The 16,440-nt window shown below is 71.7% G+C and carries 14 protein-coding genes and 1 riboswitch; of the genes, 7 read left to right on the top strand and 7 right to left on the bottom strand.

Features of this window, described 5'->3' with window-relative positions; genetic code table 11:
- Positions 1–8: 8 nt before the first annotated feature.
- Positions 9–689 carry a response regulator transcription factor gene (locus ADK66_RS16585; RefSeq protein WP_053656251.1) on the bottom strand — a complete coding sequence of 227 codons (681 nt, stop codon included), beginning with the start codon at positions 687–689 and terminating at the stop codon, positions 9–11.
- A gap of 164 nt (positions 690–853) precedes the next feature.
- Here ADK66_RS16585 and ADK66_RS16580 point away from each other — a divergent pair, with 164 nt between their 5' ends.
- A complete protein-coding gene (locus ADK66_RS16580; protein ID WP_231640061.1) occupies positions 854–1,189 on the top strand; it encodes an L-rhamnose mutarotase in 336 nt (111 codons plus the stop codon).
- Between the two features lie 55 nt (positions 1,190–1,244).
- On the opposite strand, the gene ADK66_RS16575 is transcribed toward ADK66_RS16580, so the two are convergent.
- A complete protein-coding gene (locus tag ADK66_RS16575; RefSeq protein ID WP_053656246.1) occupies positions 1,245–1,823 on the bottom strand; it encodes a hypothetical protein in 579 nt (192 codons plus the stop codon).
- A 229-nt stretch (positions 1,824–2,052) separates the two neighbouring features.
- Here ADK66_RS16575 and ADK66_RS32715 point away from each other — a divergent pair, with 229 nt between their 5' ends.
- Together ADK66_RS32715 and ADK66_RS16565 are read left to right on the top strand one after the other, a co-directional pair.
- The gene (locus tag ADK66_RS32715) at positions 2,053–3,240 is read left to right on the top strand and encodes a snapalysin family zinc-dependent metalloprotease (RefSeq protein ID WP_053656244.1); all 1,188 of its coding nucleotides are present in this window, start codon (positions 2,053–2,055) and stop codon (positions 3,238–3,240) included.
- A 117-nt stretch (positions 3,241–3,357) separates the two neighbouring features.
- The gene (locus tag ADK66_RS16565) at positions 3,358–4,056 is read left to right on the top strand and encodes a hypothetical protein (RefSeq protein ID WP_053656242.1); all 699 of its coding nucleotides are present in this window, start codon (positions 3,358–3,360) and stop codon (positions 4,054–4,056) included.
- Between the two features lie 73 nt (positions 4,057–4,129).
- Here ADK66_RS16565 and ADK66_RS16560 read toward each other — a convergent pair whose 3' ends face one another.
- Positions 4,130–7,066 carry an ATP-binding protein gene (locus ADK66_RS16560; protein ID WP_053656240.1) on the bottom strand — a complete coding sequence of 979 codons (2,937 nt, stop codon included), beginning with the start codon at positions 7,064–7,066 and terminating at the stop codon, positions 4,130–4,132.
- Between the two features lie 303 nt (positions 7,067–7,369).
- On the opposite strand from ADK66_RS16560, the gene ADK66_RS16555 reads away from it, so the two are divergent.
- On the top strand, positions 7,370–9,124 hold the full coding sequence (locus ADK66_RS16555) for a M28 family peptidase (protein WP_053656238.1): 1,755 nt from the start codon (positions 7,370–7,372) through the stop codon (positions 9,122–9,124).
- A gap of 64 nt (positions 9,125–9,188) precedes the next feature.
- Here the strand turns inward: ADK66_RS16555 and ADK66_RS16550 are convergent, their stop codons facing one another.
- A complete protein-coding gene (locus ADK66_RS16550; protein ID WP_053656236.1) occupies positions 9,189–9,887 on the bottom strand; it encodes an SDR family oxidoreductase in 699 nt (232 codons plus the stop codon).
- Positions 9,888–10,048: 161 nt separating this feature from the next.
- Here ADK66_RS16550 and htpG point away from each other — a divergent pair, with 161 nt between their 5' ends.
- Complete coding sequence (htpG, locus tag ADK66_RS16545; protein WP_053656234.1) at positions 10,049–11,965, top strand: molecular chaperone HtpG; 1,917 nt, start codon at positions 10,049–10,051, stop codon at positions 11,963–11,965.
- A gap of 220 nt (positions 11,966–12,185) precedes the next feature.
- A riboswitch (cyclic di-AMP (ydaO/yuaA leader) is annotated at positions 12,186–12,359 on the top strand.
- A gap of 2 nt (positions 12,360–12,361) precedes the next feature.
- The gene (locus tag ADK66_RS16540; RefSeq protein WP_053656232.1) at positions 12,362–13,045 is read left to right on the top strand and encodes a transglycosylase family protein; all 684 of its coding nucleotides are present in this window, start codon (positions 12,362–12,364) and stop codon (positions 13,043–13,045) included.
- 73 nt (positions 13,046–13,118) lie between these two features.
- Here the strand turns inward: ADK66_RS16540 and ADK66_RS16535 are convergent, their stop codons facing one another.
- From ADK66_RS16535 to ADK66_RS16525, 3 genes are all read right to left on the bottom strand, one after another.
- Positions 13,119–13,472, bottom strand: coding sequence for a hypothetical protein (locus tag ADK66_RS16535; RefSeq protein ID WP_053656230.1), 354 nt, complete (start codon positions 13,470–13,472; stop codon positions 13,119–13,121).
- A 94-nt stretch (positions 13,473–13,566) separates the two neighbouring features.
- Entirely contained in the window at positions 13,567–14,754 is a 1,188-nt protein-coding gene (gene dinB, locus ADK66_RS16530) for a DNA polymerase IV (RefSeq protein ID WP_053656284.1), read from the bottom strand.
- Between the two features lie 101 nt (positions 14,755–14,855).
- Positions 14,856–15,293 carry a VOC family protein gene (locus ADK66_RS16525; RefSeq protein ID WP_053656228.1) on the bottom strand — a complete coding sequence of 146 codons (438 nt, stop codon included), beginning with the start codon at positions 15,291–15,293 and terminating at the stop codon, positions 14,856–14,858.
- A 122-nt stretch (positions 15,294–15,415) separates the two neighbouring features.
- Between ADK66_RS16525 and ADK66_RS16520 the strand changes: the two genes are divergently transcribed.
- Positions 15,416–16,429 carry a YafY family protein gene (locus ADK66_RS16520; RefSeq protein WP_053656282.1) on the top strand — a complete coding sequence of 338 codons (1,014 nt, stop codon included), beginning with the start codon at positions 15,416–15,418 and terminating at the stop codon, positions 16,427–16,429.
- Positions 16,430–16,440 lie beyond the last annotated feature (11 nt).

Genomic DNA, 16,440 nt, shown 5'->3' with positions numbered 1-16,440 from the left:
CCTCTTTCTCAGCCGCTGGACAGCTTGTAGCCGGCGCCGCGCACGGTGCGGATCAGCAGGGGGTGCGCCGGGTCGTCCTCGATCTTGGCGCGTAGCCGCTGGACCGCCACGTCGACCAGGCGTGAGTCGCCGAGGAAGCTGTGGTTCCAGACCAGGTCCAGCAGCAGATCCCGGGTGAAGACCTGGCCGGGGCGCCGGGCCAACTCCAGCAGCAGGCGGAACTCGGTGGCGGTAAGCGCGACCTCCCGGCCGTCCCGGCGCACCACGAAGCTGCCCGGGTCGATCTCCAGCCCGCCGACCTCGATGGTGCTCGACGCCGCCGGCGCGGTGGCCCGGCGCAGCACCGAGCGGACCCGGGCCACCAGCTCGGGCAGGTCGAAGGGCTTACGCAGGTAGTCGTCAGCGCCGCACTCCAGGCCGACCACCACGTCGAGCGTGTCGGTGCGAGCCGTCAGCATGAGGATCGGCACCTGGCTGATCCGCCGGATCTCCCGGCACACCTCAAGGCCGTCCAGGCCCGGCAGCATGACGTCGAGCACTATCAGGTCGATCGGGTGGGCTCGCCATGCCGCGAGGGCCTGCCGCCCGTCGACGGCGGTGTCGACCCGGAAGCCGGCGCGGCGCAGACCGAGGGCGGTGACCTCCCGGATGGAGGCGTCGTCCTCGACCACCAGTACGCGGCCCTCCATCACCTGAGAGTAGACCCGCCTTCATGGCGTGCGACCTGGCGAAACGGTCGGTGTCGGCGGCCCGGCCGGCTTCGCGGGGTGCCGCGGTGGCGGGTCGGTGAACTACCTTGCTCCCGACCCGGTCAGCTCACCCGAGAGGGCACGACGTGCAACGTTTTGGCTGTGTGATTCGGCTCCGCCCGGAGCAGCGGGAAACGTACCTGCGGCTACACGCCGACGTCTGGCCGAGCGTCGAGCAGACGCTGCGCGAGGCGAACTTCCGCAACTACACGATCTTCCTCCACGACGACCTGCTCTTCGGCTACTACGAGTACGTCGGTGACGACTACGAGGCCGACCAGCAGCTCATCGCCGCGGACCCGCAGACGCAGGAGTGGTGGAAGCTGACCGATCCGTGTCAGGAGTCGCTCGCCGAACCCGGGTCGGGGGACTGGTGGGCGCCGATGCGGGAGGTCTGGCACCTGGCCGAGGACGCACCTGAGCAGAGCCCGCCCAGGTGAGGCCCGCCCGGCCGGACGGTCGCGTTCCGTCCGGCCGGAGACGTCGCCGGGCCCGTCACTCCTGCCACTGGTGGGCCACGTCGAGCACGACCCGGCTGTGTGTGCCGGGGCCGGCCAGCACGAGCACGCGGAACGGCAACCGGGCCCGTACGCCGACCGCGAACGTGCTGTAGCCCTCGAAGCTGCCGCCGAAGACGACGTCGCGCAGCGTCGGGTAGCGCAGCAGGTTCGCGGTGTGCTCGCCTACCGCGTACGGGATCGTGCCGGAGTGGGCCGCGTCGTAGGCGGGTGCCCGCAGCGAGACCCGCAGCAGCGCGCCTCCGGCGGTGTACGGCGACAGTGCCAGCCCCTCGCCCTCGGTCCACGTCTCGCCGTAGCCGACCGAGTAGCCGTCCACCGGGCCGGCGAACTCGAACACCACCCGGTCGTAGCAGTCGTGTCGGCCGGTGCGTACGTCGACAAGTGGGGCGTCGCTCAGCGTGCCGGCTGTCTTCTCCGCGCTGCCCCAGGTGATCCCGCAGTACGGCGACGTGGTCGCCGTGGTGGTGCTCGCCGTGGCGCTGCTGCCGCCCGCGCCGGCTACCAGTCCGGCGAGGACGACCGCCAGCGCCGTCAGTGCGCTCCTGATCCTCATCGTGGTGCCTCCGTCCGATGCTCGGGGCCACGTGGCGGCAATGGTGCCGGTGACCCTCTGCGCTGACCGTCGTCCTGCCGTGGCACTGGCAGTTCGCTGCGGCGTAACCGCTGGGTAACAGCGGCCGGTATGACACGTCCGCTATGCCGGAGGACGGTCGCTGTCACTTAACATTCACGTACATCAATGACCGGCGACCGGCGGTCGCCGGCGATCAGGGGAGTGCGTGATGTTCCGACGACAACTGAGACGTGCGATGCAGGTCGCGCTGGTGGCGGTCCTGGCGGCAGCCGGGATGCAGCTCGCCACCGGCGCACCGGCCGCCGCCGTCCGGACGATCTACTACGACGCGAGCCGGACCGGCGAGTTCCGCACCAACTTCGACCAGGCGGCGCAGATCTGGAACAGCCGGGTCAGCAACGTCCGGCTCCTGGCCGGCACCCCGGCCAGCATCACCATCACCGTCGACGACGGCTGGCCCCGGGCGCAACCGACAGGGCTCGGCTCGGGACGGATCTGGATGGGCCGCACCGCCGTCAACCAGGGGTACGACCGCAACCGGATCGCCGCACACGAGCTGGGCCACATCCTCGGCCTGCCGGACCGGCGCACCGGCCTCTGCACCGACCTGATGTCCGGCAGCAGCGCCCCGGTCTCCTGCCGCAACGCCAACCCCAGCTCGACCGAGGCGTCCCGGGTCAACTCCCTGTTCGCCGGCACGCTCGCCGCGCCCGCCGCCGGCACGACGTACACCTGGACCGACGAGGCCGGCGACATCAGCCCGCTTGTTGTCGGCGGCCGGCCGGCAAGCGAGAGTTACCCCTTCATGGTGTACGTCTCCGGCTGCACCGGCACGCTGATCAAGGCCAACTGGGCGGTCACCGCCAAGCACTGCTCCACGCCGACATCGGTGCGGGTGGGTAGCGTCAACCGCACCAGCGGCGGAACCGTGGTCCGGGTGACCCGCGCGGTCAACCACCCGAGCGTCGACGTCAAGCTGCTGCAACTGGCCAGCTCGGTGACGTACGCCCCGGCGCCCATCCCGAGCACCTCCGGCGCGGTCGGCACCGCCACCCGGATCATCGGCTGGGGTCAGACGTGCGCGCCCCGTGGCTGCGGATCAGCCCCCACCGTGGCCAACGAGCTGGACACGTCCATCGTGGCCGACAGCCGGTGCTCCGGCATCAACGGCCCGTACGAGATCTGCACCAACAACACGAACGGCAACTCCGGCGCCTGCTACGGCGACTCGGGCGGCCCGCAGGTGCGTCGGGTCAACGGGGTGTGGAACCTGATCGGCGCGACCAGTCGTGCCGGCAACAACAACTCCACCTGCGCCACCGGCCCGTCCATCTACGTGGACCTGCCGTCCATCCGGTCCTGGATCTCCACCCAGGTCGGCGGCCTGCCCGTCTGATCGTGCTCGATGTGCCGGGTGGGGGCGCGAAGCACGTCCCCACCCGGCGCTGTCTGTTCACCTGGACCGCCGTCTGCGGTACCGTGCCTGGCACATCGACGCATCCGAGGTGGACACATGCCTGCCATCGTCGCGCTCACCATGGTTTTCGCGCTGACGCCCGCTCCCACACCCACGCCCACGCCCACGCCGTCGACGACGTCCGGTCCGGTCGGCTCCCTGCTCGGTGGCGTCGGTCAGATCGTCGACGGACTGCTCGGTGGCGGTAGCGCCTCCGGCTCGCCCGCGGCTCCGAGCCCGACGCCGAGCCCGACCGACGGCTCCGCGCCGAGCCCGCCAGCGGCGGTCGCCCCGCCCGGGGCCTCCGCCGTCCCATCGGCGGTGTCCGGGTCACCGTCGTCGGCCCCGGGGCAGGGCGTGGCGCCGGGCAGTGTGGACCCGGCCGGTCCGGGGCGGGTGGCCCGCGACGCGGCGGTGCCCCTGCCGAACGGCGACGACTCGGAGTCACTCGACGGGCCAGCACTCGGCGCCCCGGAAGGGAGCAACTGGCCACCGCCTCCGGGGTACTACCTGCTGGCCGCAGGTGTCCTCGTGATGATGGCGCTGCTGCTCCTGCGCCGTCGCCGGCCAGCCGCCGCGGCGGGCGCGACCCCCGCTCCGACCCCCGCGTCCGCCCCGGACTCGAATCCGAACCCGGACGCGGATCCCGACCCCGTTCCGGACAACGTCAGTCGCCTGCCGACAAACCTCAACGCCATCTACGAGTTGGGCCGGCTGGACGAGCGACTCGAACAGGAGCGCGGCCGGAAATCGTGAGCCGCGACGAGCGGGCTCCCGATCACGGCGCTGGGCGGGGGTTCGGCACGTTGACCGCGGAGAGATCGGGCGCTCACGCCGGATCGGCAAGCCGGCGCTCGATCGTCACAGTCGTGCCTTCGCCGGTGGAGACCATCCGCACGTCGCCGTAGGCGTTCATCAGCAGTGCGCCCCGGCCCCGGTCCATGGCCGGGCGGCGGTCGCGCCAGGTGCCGAAGTCGCGTACCGAGATGCGCACCACGCCGTCGCCCACCCGGAGCCGGACCCGCACCTCGGGACGGCTGGGCCGCTGGGCGTGCTCGACGGCGTTGTTCACCGCCTCGGACGTGGCGAGCAGCAGGTCCTCCAACACGTCCGGGTCGACGTCCAGGCTGCCCAGGACCCGCCGGACGTCCCTGCGCATCGCCGACGCGGAGGTGGGCGCGGACGGGTAGGTCCACCGGACGTCCACCGCGCCGCCGGTGTCGGCCGGCGGGACCACCGACGTGGCGTCGGCGCTGCCGTTGGCCGAACCCTCGGTCGGCGTGGCCGAACCCTCGGTCGGCGTGGTCGGGGCGGAAGGGCTGTCCGTGAGCGCCGGGGGAGAGGCGTACGCGGACTCCGCGAGCGGCGCGGCGGCAGGTACGCCAGCGCTGGAGGGCGGGCCGTTGACGGCGGGCGGGAGACCGCCTACGGGCCGGCCGTCGCCGACGGGCGAACCATCGCCGGCAGGCTGACCCTCATCGATGACGCGGCCCGTGGCTTCGGGCGGGCCGCCGGCGGCGGCGCGGGCGCGGCGGATGGCGGCCCGTATGCGGGCGATCAGCTCCACAGCGGCGAACGGCTTCACCAGGTAGTCGTCGGCGCCGAGGCTCAGGCCCGCGACGCTCGCCTCCTCGCCGGCCCGCGCCGAGAGCACCAGCACCGGAAGTGCCCTCGTCGCCGGGTCCGCGCGCAGGCGGCGGACCAGGTCGAAGCCGTCCAGCACCGGCATCATCACGTCGGTGAGCACCAGGTCCGGTGGCTCGTTGTGGATGGCGTCGAGGGCACGCTGGCCGTCGGTGACCGACCGCACCCGCCAGCCCTGACTGGTGAGCAGCCGACTCAGGTACGCCCGCATGTCGCTGTTGTCGTCGGCCACCAGGATCCGCGCCCCGGCCAGTTCGTCGGTGCCCGGCCCGGACACCGCGGCGGGCTCCGCGACACCGCCGGTCGGTTCGGTGAGCCAGCTCAGCGCGTCCTGGACGGCGGCATGGGCGGCGTCGCCCCGCCCGTCGCGCGCAGGCCAGGTCACCGCCGTGGGCCGCGCCGTCGACCAGGGCAGGGCGACAGTGAACGTGGTGCCCACACCCACCTGGCTTGTCACCCGGACATCGCCGCGCTCCAGCCGGGCCAGCTCACGGACCAGGGCCAGTCCGATACCGGTGCCCTCGTGGCTGCGTGAGCGGGCGCCCTGCACCCGGTGGAAGCGTTCGAAGAGCTTCGGCAGGTCCTGGTCGGCGATCCCGATGCCGGTGTCGGCGACGGTGAGGCGTACCTCGTCGTCGTCGGCGTCCATGGCGACCCGGATCCGCCCGATGAACGTGTATTTCAAGGCGTTGGAGAGCAGGTTGGTGACGATGCGTTCCCAGTTGACCGGGTCCACCGTCACCGGCCGGGGCAGCGGCGGGCAGTCGACGTCGAGCGTCAGCCCGGCCCGTTCCACGGCTGCCCGGAAGACGCCTGCCAGCTCGGCGGTGAGCGCGGCCAGGTCGACGACGCGGGCGTCGCTGCGCGCCCGCCCGGCCTCCAGGCTGGAGAACGTGAGCAGGCTGTTGACAAGCGTCAACAGGCGGGTGGCGTTGCGCCAGGCGGTCTCCACCCGCTCCCGCTGTGCGGGGGGCAGCGGCGCGGTGGAGTCGGCGAGCGCGTCGGCGAGAGGGCCGAGCATGAGGGTCAGCGGGGTACGGAACTCGTGGCTGACGTTCGTGAAGAAGTTCGTCTTCACCCGGTCCAGCTCGGCGAGCGCCTCGGCCCGACGCCGCTCCTGCTCGTACTCGCGCGCGTTGCCCACCGCGACAGCGACCTGCTGGACCAGCAGTTGGTAAAAGGACCGGTACGCCTCGTCCAGGTGCCGGTTGGGGCTGACCCCGGCGAGCAGGACGCCGGGCGGCTGGTCCTCGGCCGCCGAGGGCAGCGGCAGTGCCAGCGCGACGAGGGCCGGGTCGTCCCACGGGCCGGCGGGCAGGGGCAGGAGCTCCGCGAGACCTGTCACCTCGACGAGCCGACCCCGGGCGGCGTCCGGTAGCCCCCACGCGCGGGCGACCGGGCCGGGAGCGGCCAGGTCGACGGCGTCGGGCAGCGCCCCAAGCACTGTGGTCTGACCGGGCGGGCCGCCGACGCAGGCGGTGCGTCGCAGCACCTCGCCGTCGCGCAGGTAGATCGCGGCGAACGGCACGTCCAGCGGGTGGCCGCCGATCGCGTCGACCAGCCGGGCGCAGGTGGCGTCCACGTCGACGGTACGGCCGTCGCCGCGCAGGGACAGGTCACGCAGCAGCCGCAGCCGCCGCTCGCCGACGACCTGCTCGGTGACCTCGCTGCACACTGTCAGCACGCCGACGGTACGGCCGTCGTCGTCGCGGGCGGGTGCGTGCGAGACGCTGAAGTACGCCTCCTCGCGGTAGCCGGCGCGTTCCAGCAGCAGTCGCAGGGCGGGCACCCAGCTGGCCACCCCGGTCGCCATGGCTTCCTGGATCAGCGGGCCCAGGACGTCCCAGCCCTCGGCCAGGGTCACCCGGACGTCGTCGCCGAGCGCGGCGGGATGCTTGTCGCCGATCAGCGCCGCGTACGCGTCGTTGTAGAGCTGGGTGAAGTCCGGGCCCCAGAGCAGCAGCATCGGGTATCGGGACGAGAGCACGATGCGGACAGCGGACCGCAGGCTCTGCGACCAGCCCACCACCGGGCCCAGCGGGGTGCCGGCCCAGTCCAGCTCGGCCATCAGCCTGCCGGCCTGGCCACCGTCGGTGAACAGGTCCGTGCTGGGTCGTTTCACGCTCGACCCGGCCTCATCGCAAGCCCCCGTTCCGGGCCCGACGACCCCTGCTGGTGGTACGTACCCATCCTGACACTTCGCCTCACCTGTGCTGACGTCGGCACCCGCCTGTCCCACTGCCGGGCGGGTGCGGATTCGCGAGGTGGCCGGCACGGTGGAGGAGGCGCCGGTCGGTGATACCGGCGGACGGCTGTGCGGTGGTATGTCCGGCGTCGAGCCGGTGGGGTTGGGACGAACGACCGATGCCTGCGGAATAGATATCTGTAAGTGTCTCCCTATCTCTCCAACCCCCGAGGAGCCCTCATGAGAGGCAGAACGCTGAGCGCGGCAATCGCGCTCACCGTGTTCGCCGGGACGGTGACGCTGGCCGCCCAGCCGGCATCCGCGTCACCCACCACCGGAACGGCTGCGGCCCGGCCGATCGCCGCGTCAGCCGCCGTCCTGGCAGCGCCGGACATCTCCGTCAGCAACGTCCAGGCGCACCTGACCCAGTTCAACTCCATCGCCACCAGCAACGGCGGCAACCGGCGGGCCGGCTCGGCCGGCTACACGGCCTCGCTGAACTACGTCAAGGGCAAGCTCCAGGCGGCGGGCTACACAGTTACCGAGCAGTACTGCTCCAGCTGCACGTACCCCTCGAACAACCTGATCGCGGAGTGGCCCGGCGGCCCGACCGACCAGGTGGTCATGTTCGGCGCCCACCTGGACGGCGTGTCGGCCGGCCCGGGCATCAACGACAACGCCACCGGCTCGTCCACGCTGCTGGAGAACGCCCTGGTCCTGGCCGCGCAGAACCCGACGATGACCAAGAAGGTCCGGTTCGCCTGGTGGACCGACGAGGAGCAGGGGCTCAACGGCTCCCGGTTCTACGTCAACTCGCTCAGCAGCACCCAGCGGGGCTACATCAAGGGCTACTACAACTTCGACATGGTCGGCTCGACAAACGGCGGCTACTTCATCAACCGGGTCACGTCCACGACGGCCGCCCCGCTGAAGGCGTACTGGGACTCGCTCGGGTTGCAGCCGGAGGAGAACGTCGAGGGCCAGGGCCGCTCCGACGACTACTACTTCCAGCAGGCCGGAATCCCCACCTCGGGCTACGCGGCGGGCGCCAGCGCCCGCAAGACAAGCGCCCAGGCGGCCAAGTGGGGCGGCACCGCGAACGCCGCCTACGACCCCTGCTACCACCGGTCCTGTGACACCACGGCGAACGTCAGCGCCACGGTGCTGAACCGGGCGGCCGACGGAGTGGCGTACGCGCTGTGGGATCTGGCCGTCGGTGGAGGAACCCCGAGCAACGACTTCTCAGTGGCGGTCAGCCCCACGACCCGTAGCGTGGCCCGGGGCGCCAGCACCACCGCCACGGTGAGCACCGCGACGACCTCCGGGTCGGCGCAGTCGGTGAGCCTGTCCGCCTCCGGCGCGCCAAGCGGGGTGAGCGTCTCGTTCAGCCCGTCGTCGGTGACCTCCGGTGGCTCGTCGACGATGACCCTGACCGCGTCGTCAAGCGCCGCGACAGGCACCTTCACGGTGACGGTCACCGGCACCGGCTCGGTCACCCGCAGCGCCACCCTCACCCTCACGGTGACCGGCACCGGCGGCTGCGCGGCCGCCCAGGTGATCGGCAACGGCGGCTTCGAGAGCGGCGCCACGGTGTGGACGGCGTCCTCCGGCGTGATCACCAACTCCAGCAGCAAGCCGGCCCGGACCGGCTCGTACAAGGCGTGGCTCAACGGGTACGGCAGCACCCGCACCGAGACCCTGTCCCAGTCGGTGACGGTGCCGGCCGGCTGCGCCAGCTACACGCTGTCGTTCTGGACGCGCATCGACACCGCCGAGACGACCACGTCCACGGCGTACGACAAGCTGACAGTGCGGATGGGCTCGACCACGCTGGCGACGTACTCGAACCTGAACGCCTCCAGCAGCTACGTCCAGCGCACGCTCAACGTGGCCGCGTACGCCGGGCAGACGGTGACGCTGACGTTCACCGGCACCGAGGACTCGTCCCTGCAGACCAGCTTCGTGATCGACGACGTGACGTTGCAGGCGAGCTGACCGCGTACCGGTTGAAGTGGGCCGCCGCCGGGAACACCCGGCGGCGGCCCGCCGCGTCGAGAGGTCAGGGGAGCTGCGGGTAGAGCGCGCCCACCCCGCCGGCGAGCCCGGCCTGGACCTGCCGACTGATGTCGTCGGCGACGATCTCGTAGGCGTCGGACTCGATGCCGTCCACGCCGATCCGGGCGATGACCGCCGGGTCGGACTTCGGCTGGGTGACGGTGGCGGCCATGTCGGTGTCCATGTACCCGACGTGCAGGCTGGCGACCCGGATGCCCCGCTCGGCGAGCTGGACGCGCAGCGCGTTGGTCATCGCCCACTCGGCCGACTTCGCGGCGCCGTACGCCCCGGCCGCGGGGAAGTTCAGCCAGGACAGCACGGAGAGCACGTTGAGGATCGTCCCGCCGCCGTTGCCGGCGATGACGGGAGCGAATGCCCGGACCATCGACAGGGTGCCGAGGTAGTGGGTCTCCAGTTCGAGCCGAACGAGGTCCAGGTCGCCGTCGAGCAGGTCGGTGCGGGAGTCGATGCCGGCGTTGTTGATCAGGATGTTCACATTTCCGGCCAGCTCGGCGGCGGCGGCCACCGAGGCGGGGTCGGTGATGTCGAGGCGTACCGGCGTCACGCCGGGCATGTCGACGGTGTCCGGATTGCGGGCGGCGGCGTAGACGGTCGCGCCGCGGGCGAGTAACTCGGCGGCCAGGTGCCTGCCGAAGCCGCGGTTGGCGCCGGTGACGAGGGCGGTGCTTCCAGCAATCTTCATGGGCGTCACGCTATCGGGCCTGGCTTGCGTTAAGCAAAGTCAGCTAGGTCACGGGACGGCCCGGCTCGATCGGGAATACGACTCGGATGCGGCCACCGCCTCGCCCGTGACGGCTCGTATCCTTTCGGCGAACCTCCGCACGAGCCGAGAAGGGAGACGGTGTGAGCAACCAGGCCGAGACATTGGAGTTCCAGGCTGAGGCGCGTCAGCTCCTGCAGTTGGTGGTCCACTCGATCTATTCGAACAAGGACGTCTTCCTGCGGGAACTCATCTCGAACGCGTCCGACGCGCTGGACAAGCTGCGGCTGGCCACGCTTGTCGACAAGGACCTCGCCGCCGACACCGACGACCTGCACGTCGCCATCGAGGTCGACAGGGACGCCCGCACCCTGACCGTCCGGGACAACGGCATCGGCATGACCCGCGACGAGGTGGTCGGGCTGATCGGCACGATCGCCAAGTCCGGCACCGCCGAGCTGCTGCGCCAACTACGGGAGTCCGCCGACGCCCGCGCCTCGCAGGACCTGATCGGCCAGTTCGGCGTCGGCTTCTACGCCGCGTTCATGGTCGCCGACCGGGTAACCCTGCTGACCCGCAAGGCCGGCGAGACCGGCGGCACCCGCTGGGAGTCCACAGGCGAGGGGACGTACTCGATCGAGCCCGTCGCCGAGGCACCCCAGGGCACGGCGGTGACCCTGCACCTCAAGCCCGCCGACACCGAGGACAACCTGCACGACTACACCGCCGAGTGGACCATCCGCGAGATCGTCAAGCGATACTCCGACTTCATCGCCTGGCCGATCCGGATGACCGTCGAACGCCCCGGCACCGACGGCGCGGACCCCACCAGCGAGGTGCAGACCCTCAACTCGATGAAGGCGCTCTGGGCGCGACCCCGCGACGAGGTCGACGCCGCCGAGTACAACGAGTTCTACAAACACGTCAGCCACGACTGGGCCGACCCGCTCGAGGTCGTGCACATGAAGGGCGAGGGCACCTTCGAGTACGAGGCGCTGCTCTTCCTGCCCAGCCACGCCCCACTGGACCTGTTCTCCCCGCAGGGCCGCCGGGGCGTCCAGCTCTACGTCAAGCGCGTGTTCATCATGGACGACTGCGAGGCGCTGGTCCCCACCTACCTGCGCTTCGTCAAGGGAGTGGTCGACGCCCACGACCTGTCGCTGAACATCTCCCGGGAGATCCTCCAGCAGGACCGCCAGATCCAGATCGTCCGCCGCCGCCTGGTGAAGAAGGTCCTCGCCGCAGTCAAGGACCTCAAGGCCAACCACGCCGAGCGCTACCAGACCTTCTGGAAGGAGTTCGGCACTGTCGTCAAGGAAGGGCTCATCGACGACACCGACAACCGCGACACCCTGCTGGAGATCCTGTCGGTGGCCTCCACCCACGACCCGGCCGAGCTCACCGACCTGGCCGGCTACGTCTCCCGGATGAAGGACGGCCAGAGCGACATCTGGTACGCCACCGGCGACTCCCGGGCCACCATCGAGAACTCCCCGCACCTGGAGGCGTTCCGGGCCAAGGGCCACGAGGTGCTGCTGCTCACCGACCCTGTCGACGAGGTGTGGGTGGAGCGGGTCGGCACGTACGACGGCCGGCCGCTGCGCTCGATCGCCAAGGGCGAGGTCGACCTGGACACCGACGAGGAAAAGCAGCAGGCCGAGTCCGAGCGCGAGCAGCAGCGGCAGGAGTTCGCGGCGCTCGTGGACTGGCTCGGCACGACCCTTGCCGACAGCGTCCGGGAGGTCCGCCTGTCGTCGCGGCTCACCACCTCACCGGCCTGTGTGGTGGGTGACGCGCACGACCTCACGCCGACACTGGAGAAGATGTACCGGGCGATGGGGCACGAGATCCCGTCGACGAAGCGCATCCTGGAGATCAATCCCGGTCATCCTCTGGTAGCCGCGCTGCGCAAGGCCCACGAGCAGGGCGATTCCGCCGAGACCCTCACCGAAACCGCCGAGCTGCTGTACGGCCTGGCGGTGCTCGCCGAGGGCGGCGACCTGGCCGACCCGGCCCGCTTCACCCGTACGCTCGCCGACCGGCTGGCCCGCACCCTGTAGCCAGGTGCCCCGGCCGGTGGTGGCCCGCGTTGTCGGGCTCCACCGGCCGGGGATCGGCAGATCTGATCGGAAGCGGTCCATCATGGCCGCTGCAGAGCTGGACGCCGCCCGCAACCGCTGAGCGCGCCGCTCAGCGCGGCCCGGTGAAGAACTTCACAGGGGTTGGGCGATCGATGCCGGCCGTGCCTAACGTCGGTCGGGTTCGCCATCGCGGACGCCACGACCGGTAACGCCAAATCCTGCCCCCGGTCGTCGGAACCCAGTCACCCGGGCAGGAGCGGGGGACCCAAACGTTCCTCGGTGCATCGTCACCTCGGGGTGAAGCCGCCATCGCGCGGCCGGGCTCCTCGGCCCGAACCCGACAGCTCACCTCGCCGGCGTGGAGGAAGCACACTCATGACGTCTGTCTATACCCCCCGTCATCGACGGGTCAGCACCCGCCGTATCGCCGTCGGCACCCTGGCCGTCGGCGCGGTCACCGGTGCCGTGGCGCTCTTCGGCCCGGCCGCCCCGGCCCAGGCCGCCGTCAACTGGGACGCCATCGCCAAGTGCGAGTCCGGTGGCAACTGGAAGATCAACACCGGCAACGGCTACTACGGCGGGTTGCAGTTCTCGCAGAGCACCTGGGCCGGCTACGGCGGCAAGAAGTACGCCGCCCGCGCCGACCTGGCGAGCCGCAGCGAGCAGATCACCATCGCCGAGAAGGTGCTCAAGGGGCAGGGCATCGGCGCGTGGCCGACCTGCGGCAAGAAGGCCGGGGCGTCGGGCGGCTCGGCCACGAAGTCCTCGACGAAGCCCACCACGAAGTCGAAGTCGACCGCCAAGTCGAAGTCCACTCCGAAGGCCGACAAGCCCGCCCAGCGGTCGTCGCGCGGTGAGCAGCCGGCGACCCGCAGTAACAAGCGCACCGCCCCGGCGGCCAGCGGCGACACCTATGTGGTGAAGTCGGGCGACACCCTGTCGGAGATCGCGCAGAGCCACCGGCAGGACGGCGGCTGGCAGGCCCTCTACGAGCGCAACCGGCAGGTCGTCGGTGCCGACCCGGGCCTGATCTTCCCCGGGCAGCGGCTCAGCCTCTGACGTACGACACAGCGGGCGCCCGATCGGATTCCGGTCGGGCGCCCGCTGGCGTGTCGCTGACGTGGCGGAGGCGTCAGGCGGCCGAAGCCCGCGACGCCGAGACCGCTTCGCCGGACCGGGTCCGCCGCGGGTGGAAGGACTCCTGGGTGGACCAGTTGTCCGGTGTCTCGTCGTGGCCGTCCCACTGCGGGGCGGCCGTCGGCGGTGTCTCGGCCCCGCCTCGGGCGAGCCGCAGCGACTGTTCAGCGTTCCCGCGCGCCGCGCATGGGTACGGTTCCCCGGCGCAGAGCAGGTTGCCGCAGACGCCGTCCTCGGTCGGCTCGTGGGCGTCGAGCACGTCGAGCGCCAGCTGCCACAGCAGCGGGTCGGTCACGTCGTGCGGACGCTCGGCACGCCGGCTCGCGCGGTTGCTGCTGTCGTCGGACATGGTGGTCCCCCCTCAAGGCTGATCGTCACAACGTCTCCGATCATGCCGTCGCTAAACCCTCCAGCTGCTGTGATATCCGCCGCCACCAGGCGGATCAGTCCGGCAGAAGAGGCATTTCGACACCCGAATCCCGGCCCAGCAGCACCGCGCGGGTCAACGCCGTCGACCCGAACCGGTCCCGGACCGCGTCCACGGCGGCGTCCAGGTCCGCCCCGGGGACGGCGTCGAACGGCAACTCCGGTTGCACAGGGTTGTCGTCGAGGTTGCCCACCGACACCCCGATCAGCGTGACGCCCCGCCTGTCGATCTCCGGCAGCGCCGTACGCAGCAGCGCCCGCGCGGCGGCGAGCAGGGGCGTGGTGTCCGCGGTCGCCTTGCGCACTGTGTGCGAGCGGGTTGCCCGGGTGTAGTCGCCGAAGCGCAGCCGCAGCAGCACCGTGCGCCCGGACCGGCCAGCCGCCCGCATCCGCCGGGTGACCCGGTCGACAAGGCCCGCCAGGATGGCGTCCAGCTCCGTGGCCGCGTGCGGGGTGCGGCTCAGCGCGTGCTGGGCGCCCATCGAGCCGCGCCGCCGGCCGACCTGCACCGCCCGCGGGTCACGGTTGTGCGCCAGGGCGTGCAGGTGCCGGCCGGCGCCCGCGCCGAGCAGGGACACCAACGCCGCCTCGCCGAGCCGGGCGACATCGCCGACGGTACGGATCCGGCGCTCCCGCAACTTCGCGGCGGTGACCGGGCCGACGCCCCAGAGTCGCTCCACTGGCAGCGGGTGCAGGAACGCCACCTCGGCGTCGGGCGCGACGACAAGCAACCCGTCCGGCTTCGCCACCCCACTGGCCACCTTCGCCAGGAACTTCGTGCGCGCCACACCCACCGTGATCGGCAGGCCGATCTGCTCGCGGACCTCCCGGCGCAGCCGGTCGGCGATGTCCACAGGCGCACCGGCCAGCCGCCGCAGGCCACCAACGTCGAGGAACGCCTCGTCGATGGAGAGCCCTTCGACCAGTGGCGTGGTCTGCCGGAAGATCTCGAACACCGCCCGGCTTGCCCGCGTGTACGCCGACATCCGGGGCGGCACCACTATCGCGTCCGGGCACAGCCGCCGCGCCTGCTGCCCACCCATCGCGCTGCGGACGCCCCGCGCCTTCGCCTCGTAGCTGGCAGCCAGCACCACGCCGCCGCCGACGATCACCGGACGGCCGCGCAGACGCGGGTCGTCACGCTGCTCGACCGACGCGTAGAACGCGTCCAGGTCGGCGTGCAGGATGCTGGCTCCGGGCGACACGTACATATGTTCGCATGGCGCGTACGATCACGGCAGTGAGCTGGGTGAACGCGGACGTGTCGGCCCCCGCGTGGCTCTCGCGACGCGGCCCGGGGGCCAGCTCAGTCGAGGCAGAATTCGTTGCCCTCGGGGTCGGCCAGCACGAGGTGGCCGGCGTTGAGCGGGGGAGCGGGCTCGTGCCGCGCGAGCCGGCTGGCACCGCGCCCGACGAGCCGGTCGGCCTCCGCCTCCAGCGCCGCCATCCGTTCGTCGCCGGTCAGCTCGGGGGCGGTCCGCACGTCGAGGTGTACGCGGTTCTTGGCCTGCTTGCCCTCGGACACCCGCTGGAAGAACAGGCGTGGCCCCGACCCGGCGGGGTCGACGACCGCCGAGGCGTCGTTGCGGTTCTCCGGCGGCACGCCCATCGCCTCCAGCGCCTGATCCCAGGACTCGAAGTCGCCCGGCGGGCCCTGCACCTCGTAGCCGAGGGTGTCGGCCCAGAACGCGGCAAGTGCGCCCGGGTCGGCGGCGTCGAACGTTATCTGCACCTCGCGGGCCATGTCAGCTCGCCTCCCGTCGGTTCTGCCGGATGTCGCCAGTGGTTCTCGTGTGGTCGGTCATGGTCCCAGCCTTCCGCAGCCGGCGGACAGGAACGTTCCGCGATCTGTGCAACGATCGGCCGGTGACCGTGGAGGCGACGACCGAGCGGGTGCTACGGATGCTGGCGCTGCTCCAGCGGCGGTCGTCCTGGACCGCCGACGAACTCGCCGCCGAGTTCGGCGTCACCGCACGTTGCGTCCGCCGCGACGTGCAACGCCTGCGCACTCTCGGCTACCCGGTGCACGGCACGTCGGGCGTCGGCGGTGGCTACCGCCTCGGCGCGGGCACCCGGCTGCCACCGCTGCTGCTCGACGACGAGGAGGCGATCGCGACAGCTGTCTCCCTGCGGCTGGCGTCCGGAGGTACGGTCGCCGGTGCGGGCGAGGCGGCGCTGCGGGCGCTGACGAAGCTGGACCAGGTGATGCCGGCGCGGCTGCGCGCGGAGGTGCGGGCCGTGCACGGCGCCACCGACACCCTCATCGGACCGGTCGTCGAGATCGACGCGGAGCTGCTGGTGACGCTCGCCCGCGCCTGCCGCGACGCGGTGCGGGTGCGGTTCCGGTACGCCGGCCGTGACGGTGCCGACCGGGAACGGACTGTCGAGCCGATCCGCATGGTCACGACCGGCCGCCGCTGGTATCTGATGGCGCGGGACGTCGACCGCGACGACTGGCGCACGTTCCGCCTGGACCGGATGCGCGACGCGGTCACCACTACCTGGCGCTTCCGCCTGGGCGAGCACCCGGACCCTGTCGCGTTCGTGCAGCGGTCCGTGACCGGGGCGCCGTACCGGTATCTCGCCCGGGTGCGGGTGCACGCCCCGTCCGAGCGGGTGCGGGAGCTGGTGCCGCCCCAGGTCGGGCGGGTCGAGGACGACGGCGACGGGTGGTGCCTGCTGGTCGTCGGAGGCGAGACCCTGGACTGGCTCGCCGCGCACATCGCACGCCTGGGCCTCGACGTGCAGGTGTTGGAGCCTCCAGAGCTGCGTCAGGCCGCCGCCCAGCTCGCCCACCGCCTGGCGGCGATGGCCGGCGCCGCGCCGGGGTCACCAGGCGTCGCGGCACCAGGCGTCGCGGCACCGGGCGACGTGGCCTAGCGACGGACGGC

The sequence above is a fragment of the Micromonospora sp. NRRL B-16802 genome (genome assembly GCF_001279555.1).
Classification (GTDB): Bacteria; Actinomycetota; Actinomycetes; order Mycobacteriales; family Micromonosporaceae; genus Micromonospora; species Micromonospora profundi.
Note: the sequence above shows the minus strand (reverse complement) of the source record. Positions and strands in the feature narration are given on the sequence as shown.

What these genes read in the sequence shown, in the direction of transcription:
- ADK66_RS16575 (WP_053656246.1), bottom strand. Translation starts at nt 1,823, where the DNA reads ATGAGGATCAGGAGCGCACTGACGGCGCTGGCGGTCGTCCTCGCCGGA.
- ADK66_RS16525 (WP_053656228.1), bottom strand. Translation starts at nt 15,293, where the DNA reads ATGGCCCGCGAGGTGCAGATAACGTTCGACGCCGCCGACCCGGGCGCA.
- ADK66_RS16535 (WP_053656230.1), bottom strand. Translation starts at nt 13,472, where the DNA reads ATGTCCGACGACAGCAGCAACCGCGCGAGCCGGCGTGCCGAGCGTCCG.
- ADK66_RS16555 (WP_053656238.1), top strand. Translation starts at nt 7,370, where the DNA reads ATGAGAGGCAGAACGCTGAGCGCGGCAATCGCGCTCACCGTGTTCGCC.
- ADK66_RS16585 (WP_053656251.1), bottom strand. Translation starts at nt 689, where the DNA reads ATGGAGGGCCGCGTACTGGTGGTCGAGGACGACGCCTCCATCCGGGAG.
- ADK66_RS16565 (WP_053656242.1), top strand. Translation starts at nt 3,358, where the DNA reads ATGCCTGCCATCGTCGCGCTCACCATGGTTTTCGCGCTGACGCCCGCT.
- ADK66_RS32715 (WP_053656244.1), top strand. Translation starts at nt 2,053, where the DNA reads ATGTTCCGACGACAACTGAGACGTGCGATGCAGGTCGCGCTGGTGGCG.
- ADK66_RS16550 (WP_053656236.1), bottom strand. Translation starts at nt 9,887, where the DNA reads ATGAAGATTGCTGGAAGCACCGCCCTCGTCACCGGCGCCAACCGCGGC.
- ADK66_RS16540 (WP_053656232.1), top strand. Translation starts at nt 12,362, where the DNA reads ATGACGTCTGTCTATACCCCCCGTCATCGACGGGTCAGCACCCGCCGT.